The 9,754-nt window shown below is 61.5% G+C and carries 6 protein-coding genes; 1 reads left to right on the top strand and 5 read right to left on the bottom strand.

The window, feature by feature from the left end; genetic code table 11:
* Window positions 1-47: 47 nt before the first annotated feature.
* Window positions 48-2,420: a TonB-dependent siderophore receptor gene (locus tag C9990_RS19070; protein WP_106804293.1), complete on the bottom strand. Its 2,373-nt coding sequence runs from the start codon at window positions 2,418-2,420 to the stop codon at window positions 48-50.
* 156 nt (window positions 2,421-2,576) lie between these two features.
* The gene (locus tag C9990_RS19065) at window positions 2,577-4,229 is read right to left on the bottom strand and encodes a cyclic peptide export ABC transporter (RefSeq protein ID WP_106804292.1); all 1,653 of its coding nucleotides are present in this window, start codon (window positions 4,227-4,229) and stop codon (window positions 2,577-2,579) included.
* Window positions 4,230-4,428: 199 nt separating this feature from the next.
* Here C9990_RS19065 and C9990_RS19060 point away from each other — a divergent pair, with 199 nt between their 5' ends.
* A complete protein-coding gene (locus tag C9990_RS19060) occupies window positions 4,429-5,259 on the top strand; it encodes a N(5)-hydroxyornithine transformylase PvdF (RefSeq protein ID WP_106804291.1) in 831 nt (276 codons plus the stop codon).
* 846 nt (window positions 5,260-6,105) lie between these two features.
* On the opposite strand, the gene C9990_RS19055 is transcribed toward C9990_RS19060, so the two are convergent.
* Genes C9990_RS19055 through pvdM form a run of 3 tightly spaced genes read right to left on the bottom strand, consistent with a single transcriptional unit; the run spans window position 6,106 to window position 9,652 of the window.
* Window positions 6,106-6,978 carry a formylglycine-generating enzyme family protein gene (locus C9990_RS19055; RefSeq protein WP_106804290.1) on the bottom strand — a complete coding sequence of 291 codons (873 nt, stop codon included), beginning with the start codon at window positions 6,976-6,978 and terminating at the stop codon, window positions 6,106-6,108.
* Between the two features lie 34 nt (window positions 6,979-7,012).
* Window positions 7,013-8,284 (bottom strand): aminotransferase class V-fold PLP-dependent enzyme, encoded by a 1,272-nt coding sequence (locus tag C9990_RS19050; RefSeq protein ID WP_106804289.1) that lies wholly within the window; start codon window positions 8,282-8,284, stop codon window positions 7,013-7,015.
* A gap of 18 nt (window positions 8,285-8,302) precedes the next feature.
* The gene (gene pvdM / locus C9990_RS19045) at window positions 8,303-9,652 is read right to left on the bottom strand and encodes a pyoverdine-tailoring dipeptidase-like protein PvdM (protein ID WP_065910363.1); all 1,350 of its coding nucleotides are present in this window, start codon (window positions 9,650-9,652) and stop codon (window positions 8,303-8,305) included.
* Window positions 9,653-9,754: the final 102 nt, after the last annotated feature.

The raw sequence follows: 9,754 nt of genomic DNA, 5'->3' as shown, positions 1-9,754 counted from the left end.
TACAAAAAAGCCCCTGGTCACGTGATCAGGGGCTTTTTTTGGGGGTCTTAGAAGTCCCAGCGTGTGGTGACCATTACGTTGCGTGGATCGCCAGGGTAGGCTGAGTCATAGAAACCGATGTTGGTGTAGTAGTGCTTGTCGAACAGGTTGTTGACGTTGAGGGTCGCCGAGAGGTTTTCGGTCACTTGGTAACGGGTCATCAAGTCAACCAGCCAGTACGGGTCCTGGGTGAACTTCTCGGAGCGGCCGCCACCGGGGTAGCCCCAGTTGTTGACGGTCTGCCAGCCGGCGCTCTGCCAGCGTGCGCCGCCACCAATGGTGAGCTTGTCCAGGTTGCCCTGCAGTTTGTAGGTGGTATAGAAGCTCACCTGATCTTCCGGTTCCCAGGTGGCAACCTTCTTTCCATCGTCATCGCGGGCGATCTTGTGTGTGTAGCCCGCTTGCAGTTGCCAGCCTCGGGCGAGTTCGCCGGAGATTTCCGCTTCGTAGCCCTTGGTCTTGGTCTTGGTGCCGATGTACGAGAAGTCGACGCCTGGCTGGGAGTTCCAGGCAGTATCGGCAAGGGGACGGTTTTCTTCGTGCACTTCGAAGTAAGCGAGGCTGGAGTTCAGGCGGCCTTCGAAGAATTCACCCTTGAGGCCCAGTTCATAGTTCTTGCCTTCGTTCGGGTCGAGCATGGTACGGGTACGTGTACGGTACTGGGTTTGAGGCTGGAAGATTTCTGTGTAGCTGGCATACGCGGTGAAGTTGTCGTTCAGGTCATACGTCAAGCCGGCGTAGGGCACTACCTTGCCGCTTTCCTGGGTGTCGCTGGTACCGGTGACCTGGTAGTTGGCGATACGTGAGCCGAGTAACAGGTGCAGCTCATCCGTCAGGCTGAAACGGCCAGTCACATAGGTACCGGTCTGGCGGGTGGTTTCGTCATTGATCTTGGTGGCAGTCCACAGCGGCTCTATGGCCTGGCCGTGCCAGTTGTAGAAGTCATAGGAGTTGTTGAAGTAGGTGGTCGCGGTGTAGTCCTTGGCTTTCCATTTGGAGATGGAAAGGGACTGGCCGATCACCAGTTCGTGCTCGCGGCCGAACAGCTCGAATGGCCCCGAGGCGTACACATCGAGGCTGTCGCTGGTGGTGTCGCCGACGTATTTGCGCGCATAAATGGAGCTGGCCGTGGCGGAATCCTGGGAAATGTAGCCCAGGGGCGCGTTATAGCCGTTGATCTGGTGGTTGTACTGGCCCTTGGTGACCCAGCCATTGTCGAACGTATGTTCCAGGGTGGCGAACGCAGTGCGGCTGTACTGCTCCCATGAGCCCCATTTTGGGCCGTTGTTGAACGAACGCGGCAGGTCCAGCTTGTTGCCGGTAGCGTCAAAGATGGTGCGCGTTCCGGTCCAGCTGGAGCCTTTCGGGTCGCTGTCCTGGTAGTCGGCGCCAACGGTCAGCAGGGTATTTTCGTCCAGGTCGAATTCGAGGATGCCGTAAAACACACCTGTCTTGCGCGAATAGTGGTCGAGGAACGAGTGTTTGTCCTGATAGGCCGCAACGGCACGGCCACGCACGTTACCGGTTTCGGTCAGTGGGCCGCTGACGTCGACCTGGGAGCGATAGTTATCCCAGGAGCCGGCGCCCAGCTCGATGCTGCTCTTGAACTCGGAGGTCGGCTTTTTGCGGATCAGGTTGATGGTACCGCCCGGGCCGCCGGCGCCGGTGAGCAGGCCGGTGGCGCCCTTGAGCACCTCGACGCGGTCGTAGATCGCCATGTCGGTCAGGGTCTGGCCGGCCGAGTATTGGGCGTCACGCAGGGTCGGAATACCGTCGTATTGGAAGTTGACGATAGAGAAACCACGGGAATAGTAGTTGGTACGCTCGGTGTCATAGGTCGACACGGTGATACCCGGGGTGTGGCGCATCACGTCATCGATAGCGTTGAGCCCGAAATCATCCATCACCTGCCGCGTCACCACCGAAATCGACTGCGGCGTTTCCCGTGGCGTCAGCACCAGGCGCGTCGCGGTGGCGATGGTCCCCGGGGTATACGAACCAGTGCCTTCTGTCACGGTGCCCAACTGGTTGGCAGTGACCTGCGTGGTCCCCAGCTCCAGCCCCGAAGACGCGACCGCGCTGATGGTGATCGTGTTGCCTTGCTGGCCATAACTGACGCCGGCGCCCTTGAGCAGGGTGGCGATGGCCTTGTTGGGATCCTGCTTGCCCTTGACCGCGGTGCTGTTCTTGCCTTGCACATCTGTCGGGCTGTACAACACCTGCAGGTTGGTCTGGCGACCAAATTCCTGCAGCGCCGTCCCCAACGGCTGTGCGGGAATGTCGATCTCGATCTCCTGGGCCTGCACATAACTGGCCATGGGCAAGGACACCGCGAGGGCAAGCGCGCAAGGCTTGAGGTTGAAGTTCAGTGCCCGTCGCATTGATAGCGCTTTGCTCAGGGGGCTGAGACCGAGTCGTACTGACATGGATGCGTTCTCTTCTGTGTTTTGAGGTTGGCAGTTTATAGGTGTTTATTGAGGTCAATTCTCATTACCACTAGTGAGACGTTCCTAACTGCAGAAACCGGAAAAGAATTTTCAGGCCGGCGCCATTTCGTGCACCACCTGGCCCGCACGCAGCCGCACCAACTGATCGGCGATATCGAAATAACGATCGTCATGGCTGATCACGATGATGGTCTTGCCCAGGCGCTTGAGGTCCGGCAGCAGCTCGGTGTAGAACACGCGGCGGAACGCCGGATCCTGGTCGGCCGCCCACTCGTCGAACACCAGTACCGGGCGTTCTTCCAGCCAGGCATTCACCAGTGCCAGGCGCTTGCGCTGGCCGGTGGAGAGGTCGGTGGTGCTGAACACGCCGTCCTTGACGCTGACCTTGTGCGCGATTTCCAGGCGTTCCAGGTACTTGGCGGCGCTGTCCAGCGATTGAGTGGCGCTGCCCTGGACCAGGTCATCGAACAGGTAGTAGTCGGCGAATACCGTGGTGAACAACTGGCGGTAGTCGTCGCGTGCTGCAGCGGTCAGCGTTTCGCCGTTCAGGCGGATTTCGCCGGCCTGGGGCTGGTAGAGGCCGAGCAGCAGCTTGATCAGGGTGGTCTTGCCGCAGCCGTTTTCGCCGACGATAAATACGATATCGCCCTGCTTGATGCTCAGGTTGATCGGCCCCAGGTGAAACGGCTGGCTGCCTTCCACCGGCGGCGGGCTGTAGGTCACGCCGCGCAATTCCAGGCTGTTGACCACCGGACTCGGGGCTTCGCTGCCGTCCATCAACAAGTGGGGCTCGGGGGACGAGAAGCGCTCGGACAGTTCGGTGATCCGCGCAAACGCAATGCGCGCCTTGCCGATGATCGGCAGGTAACCCACCACATGTTCCAGCGGGCCTTTCATGTACAGCAGCACCAGTACGAAGCCGGTGATCACCGCAGGGTCCGGGTTGGGGTTGTAGGCCTGCATCGCCAGGGCCAGGCCGATGACCACGAAGAACAGCATCGAGCCAAAGGTCTTGGCGACGATATAAATGTTCACCGAGCGCACCTGGATATCGCTGATGCGGTCGGCGGTCTCCTGGATGCGGTGGGTGTTCATGCGGTAGCGCCGTGGCCGGTGGATGCGCAGCTCCTTGGCCCCCGAGGCGATCGCCGAATAGTAGCGTTGCAGTTCGTCTTCCTGGTCGCGGGCTTCGTCGAAGCCACGGATGCCCTTGGCGCCGGCGATGAATTGCACGCTGCTGCCGATGATGATTGCCACGACCATCATCAGGAACATCGGCACCGACAGGTACGCCAGGTAGCCCAGGCAGCCCAGGGTCACGGTGGTCGCGATGGCCAGCGGGGTGAAGGCGAAGGAAAAATCGCTGATGGTGTCGACGTCATGGGTCAATACCGGAATCAGCCGGTGGGAGCGGTACTGTTCGATCTGCTCGATGGGCGCCGACAGCACCTTCTCGCCGAGGTCCTTGCGCAGCGCGGCAATGATGCGTTGGCCGACGTAGTTGGTGCCGATATCCGAGACAATCGAGCTGGTCAGCGCCAGCAGGCACAATGCGGCAAACGTCAGAATCACCCCGTGCGTCATGCCGGTGGCGGAGTGCAAGGCGTTATTGATGGTCGCCAGCAGCAACGTGATGGCCAGGCCGCCGGCCATGCCCAGGGCGACGGAGACCGTCACGATGGTGCGAAACGGCCTGAGCAATGCGAGCAAACCCTTGAAGGCGCCGCGCTTGGGGTCGGTCATAAGTACTTCCCGGAAAGTGAATAGAGGGGGCTGGGCACACAGACCCTTACCCATGACAAACGAAGGATTGGCGCGACTATTTAGCTCGGCGTGCCCGGCGGTGACGGCGGCGGATAAATTGCCCGGCGCCTGGTTCGTTCTTGTTGGGTAGGCGCACGCGTATGGGCGCGTGCCTGATCTATCCAGCGAGAGCGAAACAATGACGAAAAAGAATCTGGTGTACGTGTGGTCCCTGCGCAATGCCGCCGCCGACAAGGCCGGGCAGCCTGTGGCCTACAAGGACCATGAGCGCTACATGAAGTCGGTGCTGGAGTTTCTGGTAGGGTCGCTCAACGACACGCCGCTGGGCGAGGCCTACAACCTGGTAGGCGTGGTGTACGACGATGACGAGCAGAATCCGCGTGACCAGCAGCTGGTCAGCGACTACGGCTTTGCCTACCAGCCGGGCCGCCAGTGGCTGTACCCGGCCGACCTGCGGGTGCAGGGGCGCCTGGTCAATGATTTGCTGCTGAGCGTGCCGTCCACCTACCGCCGCCTGCCACGCGGCAGTGCGGAACACATCGCCGGCAAGCAGGATTTCGAACGCCGCCTGCATGACACCCTGGTGGAGCTCAAGGCCGATATCGTGGTGCTTGATGGGCTGCTGGTGATCCTCGATGAACTGGTGCGCCCGGGTGCGCCGTTTGCGCGTCGGATCATGAACATTCATCCGGGTATTACCCGCATCGAGTCGCCGTACGAGCGCCGTGGCGCCTACGCCACCTGGAATGCGCTGTACGGCGCACGTGGGTTGACTGTCACGGACTGGGTCACCAAGGCCACCACCCCGTCCGAGCCGCTGTACCTGACGGGTGCGTCGTTCCACTACGTGGACAATGGCATCGACTCCGGCGAAGTGTTCCACGACGTGCTCAAGACCGAGATTGCGCCGGACGACACCATCCTCGAACTGCGCTGGAACAACTTCAACAACAGCCTGTTCCCGGCGTTGCATGAAGGGTTGGAGTTGTTGGCGCAGAAGGGTATCTAAAGCGAACACGGCGCCAACTGTGGGAGCGGGCTTGCTCGCGAAAGCGGTGTGCCAGTCGCTTAAGAGGGTGGCTGATCTACCGTCTTCGCGAGCAAGCCCGCTCCCACATTTGACATGTATTCCAAGGCTGGAATGGGGTTTGCCGCCCGCCAATGCCAGTGCAGCACCTCGGCCGTCAGCCCTAACACCGATCAAAACTGTGGGAGCGGGCTTGCCCGCGAAAGCGGTGCGTCAGTCACTGAAGAGGGGGCTGATCTACCGTCTTCGCGGGCAAGCCCGTTCCCACATTTGACATGTATTCCAAGGCTGGAATGGGGTTTGCCGCCCGCCAATGCCAGTGCAGCACCTCGGTCGTCAGCCCTAACACCGATCAAAACTGTGGGAGCGGGCTTGCTCGCAAAGGCGGTGTGTCAGTCGCTGAAGAGGGTAGCTGATCTATCGCCTTCGCGAGCAAGCCCGCTCCCACATTTGACATGTATTCCAAGGCTGGAATGGGGGTTGCCGCCCGCCAATGCCAGTGCAGCACCTCGGCCGTCAGCCCTAACACCGATCAAAACTGTGGGAGCGGGCTTGCCCGCGAAAGCGGTGTATCAGTCGCTGAAGAGGGTGGCTGATCTACCGTCTTCGCGAGCAAGCCCGCTCACACATTTGGGGTGTATTTCAAGGTTGGAGCCGAGTTGTGCCTTCAGCTCAAATGCCGTGCAGCACCTCGGCCTCCAGCCCGAACACCGACCAAAACTGTGGGAGCGGGCTTGCTCGCGAAAGCGGTGTGTCAGTCGCTGAAGAGGGTGGCTGACCCACCGCTTTCGCGGGCAAGCCCGCTCCCACACTGGATCTCCTGTGTTGTCAGAGATCGCGCACTACCCGAAAACCGATCCAGTCTCCGCGCGTCTGCGGGAAAATGTTGTTGCGGTTGCCCGAGCGCGAGAACACGGGCGCCTCGCCCCAGTCATTGCCGCGAATCTGGTAACCCTCGCAGTTCGGCTCCATCCATGCACTGCCATCGGTTGGCGCGCCGATGTAGTTGGGGTGCTCGCAGTCGGCAACCCGTTCGTACACATTGCCGTGCATGTCGTACATGCCGAATGCATTCGGCGGGTAGCTGCCCACCGGCGAAGAATAGCTGTAGCCATCTGCCGGGCCGTAGGTGTTGGCGTGCTCGGCAATGCTGTAGCCCTTGCCTTCATCGAACGGGAAGGGGAATGGCCCGGTGGAGCCAGCGCGGGCGGCGTATTCACGCTGGGCTTCGCTGACCATGTGGTATTGATGGCCGGTCTTTTTCGATAGCCAGGCCACGTAGTGCTTGATGTCGTCCATGTCCATGCACACCGCCGGCTGGCGCGGGCCCTGCGGGTAGCGTGGCTTGCTGGCGATACATTCGCGGCCGGGGCGGGTGTCGCCATCGGCGATCTTCACGCCGGTCTGGCGGATATAGCTGTCCCATTCGCCGGCGGTGATATGGAAGCGGCTCATGGCAAAGGGCTTCGCGAAGGTCACGTCGTGCATCGGGCCTTCATCCGGCTCGCGGCCGACTTCATCTTCCGGCGTGCCCATGGTGAAGGTGCCGGCGGGCAGCACCACCATTTCCGGGCAGTCCTTGCAGTCCTTGAATACTTTGCCGGGTTGCGGCGTGGCGGCCTGGGCCAGGTTGGGCAGCAGCGTGGCGCACAGGGCGGTGAGCGCCAGGGCGCCCAGGGGCTTGAGTCGGGATGGATTCATGTGGGCATCTCGTTCAAAGGAAAAAGGGCGGGCCTCACGCCCGCTGGTTCAGTAGGGTCATGAAGCGCTGGATCTCTTCGCTGGAATTGAGCAGGCCCGGGGAGGTACGGATCACCGGACCGACATCACGGTCCACCGCGTCGATGACCACACGGTTTTTCATCATGTAGGCCGCCACGGCATCACTGTCCTGGCCCTTGACCCGGAAGAAGGTAAAGCCGGCCGACAGCTCGGGGCTGCGTGGGGTAACCAGTTCGATCTTCGGGTGCGTTAGCAGTTGATCTTTCAATTCGCTGTTCAGCGCATGGATGCGCGCCTGCACCTGTGCCTTGCCCAGTTGCAAGTGCAGCCTGAAGGCCTCGTCCGCCGCCCAGCGATGCTCGAAGGCGTGGAAGCCGCCAGGGGTCATGATGGTGGCGAAGTCCTTGTCCTCGGAGAAGGTCGGCACCATCGGCGTCACGTACTTGTTCTCGGGGTCGCGGGCGCACACCAGGCCGGTGCCGCGCGGCCCGAACATCCACTTGTGGGTGCCGGCGATGAAGAAGTCGCAGTGCATGTCCGGGAAATCGAGGTTCTCCACACCAAAACCATGCACACCGTCGACGATATAGAGGATACGGTCCTTGTCATCGCGCTCGCGGTTGTGTTCCTCGACCAGCTTGCCGATCTCACCGATGGGCAGCTTCACACCGCTGCCGGACTGTACCCAGGTCATGCCGAGCACGCGGGTGTTGGGGCGGATATTGCGTTGGATATTGCCCAGCACTTCATCGGCGGACACCCGGTGGGCATCGTCGAACAGTCGAATCTTGCGGACCTGGGTCTGCTCCTTGCGTACCCGGAAATCCAGGCTGAACTCGGTAGCGTAATGCTCGTGCATCGTGGTCAGGATCTCCTGGTCGGCGCGCACCTTGATCCCGCCATAGATCATCGCCAGGCCTTCGGAGGTGCTGCCGGTGAGGGCGATCTGCGCGGGCGTGGCCTTCAGGTAGCGGCCGGCCCATTCGCGGACCTGGCCTTCGCGCTTCCAGGTCTCCTGCAGGTCCCAGTCCATCGCCAGGCCAGGGTTGCGGTCGATCTGTGCGCGGTAACGTTCAATGGCCTCGCGCACCGGCCTGGGGTGCGAGGCTACGAGGAAGTTGGAAAAGTGCAGGTAGCTCGGGTCCTGGTTGAACAGTTGCTTGAATCCCGTCCATGGGTCGTTCGTGCTGTCGGCAGCCATTGCCTGGGGGAGCAGGGCGGTGCCCAGCGGCAGGCTCGCGGCGAAAACACCGGCCTGCTTGAGAAAAGTACGGCGGTCGGTCATGGACATACTTCTAGGTGATTAGCGGTTGGCCAAGGGTTTGGCAGCTTTTTGGACCTGGTCCCACACGCGCAGGAAGTTGCCTCCCCACAGCTTGGCGATATCGGCTTCGGAATACCCACGCTGAATCAGTTCGGCGGTGACGTTGCGCACTTCCCCGACGTTGTTCCAGCCCTGGATGCCGCCGCCATCGTTGAAGTCCGACGCCAGGCCGACGTGATCGATACCAATCTTGCGCACGGTGTAGTCGATGGCGTCACCCAGGTCCTTGAGGGTGGCCTTGGGCTCTTCGTCGAGGATCGCGTACAGCGCGCCGGCGTACTCGCCGAACTTGTGTTCGGGCCAGGCGGCGATGATCGCGTCGCCCGGCATCAAGGCCACGGCCAGGTTGGGCAGCGGTGGCAGGTCGAAACGGGCGCGCAGGGCGTTGAGCTTGTCCTGGGTCGGCTGGCTCAGCGGGCGCAGGTAGGCGGAAAACCCGACAATCTGCACCACGCCGCCGCTCTGCTTGATCAGTTGCAGTTCCTTGTCGCTGAGGTTGCGCGGGATATCCACCGCCGCGCGTGGCGCCGAGTGCGATGCCACCATCGGCGTACGGCTCAACTGCGCCACCTGCTCCAGGGCCTTGGTCGACATCTGCGACACGTCGATGATCACGCCGAGGTCATTCAGGCGGTGCACCGCTTGCTTGCCGATGTCCGAGAGGCCGTCGAGGGCATCCACCGAGTCATTGAAAAACGGTAGCGGGCGCGACGAGTCGGACCAGGCGTTGTTGCCCACATAGCTGAAGCCGAACATGCGCATGCCGCGTGCGGTCCACAGGTCCAGTTGGTTGAGGTCGTTGCCCAGCGGGTAGGCGTTGAGCATGCTGATGAAGATCGCGAACTTGCCCTCGCCATGCAGGCGCCGGAAGTCGTCCGGGGTGTAGGCGATGCCGACCTGGTTGGGGTAGTCGCGGACCATGCCACTGATGATTTTGTAGCGCACTTCCTGTTCATTGCGCGCGGCTTCGACAAAACCGTCGGTGGGTTTGTGCGGTGCGTTGGGGCCGTTCCAGATTTCCGGCCAGCCGAAGATCGTCAGGGCGGCACCGGACAGGCGGCCGCGTGCGGCCTTGGCCAGGTCGAACTGGCCACTGCCGTCCTTGTCGGCCTCGTTGCCGGCGGTGCCGAAATCCACCGGCACGGTGATATGGCTGTCGAACGACAGCAGCCGGTCCTGCATTTCATTGGCCTGCTTGATGACCTCCAGCGGATAGCCGGCATTGCCCTTGAACCAGTGATCCCAGACCAGGAAACCGGCCCCGGCACCAATGGCCAGTGCCAGCGGCAGGCCGATATACAGCGCCTTTTTCGAACGTGGTTTTGTCATTGCCATCTCAGTCAGTTGAGGCCTTCGCTATCAGGGAAGAACGAGTGATGGGCGCGCAAATTTAGGCGCCGCCGACAGCGCGGTAAATTTCCCCGGGCTGCA

This window comes from Pseudomonas sp. S5D5, assembly GCF_003013355.1.
Classification (GTDB): Bacteria; Pseudomonadota; Gammaproteobacteria; order Pseudomonadales; family Pseudomonadaceae; genus Aquipseudomonas; species Aquipseudomonas aylmerensis.
The sequence above is the reverse complement of the archived record's forward strand: the minus strand, read 5'-3'. Positions and strand labels throughout refer to the sequence as shown.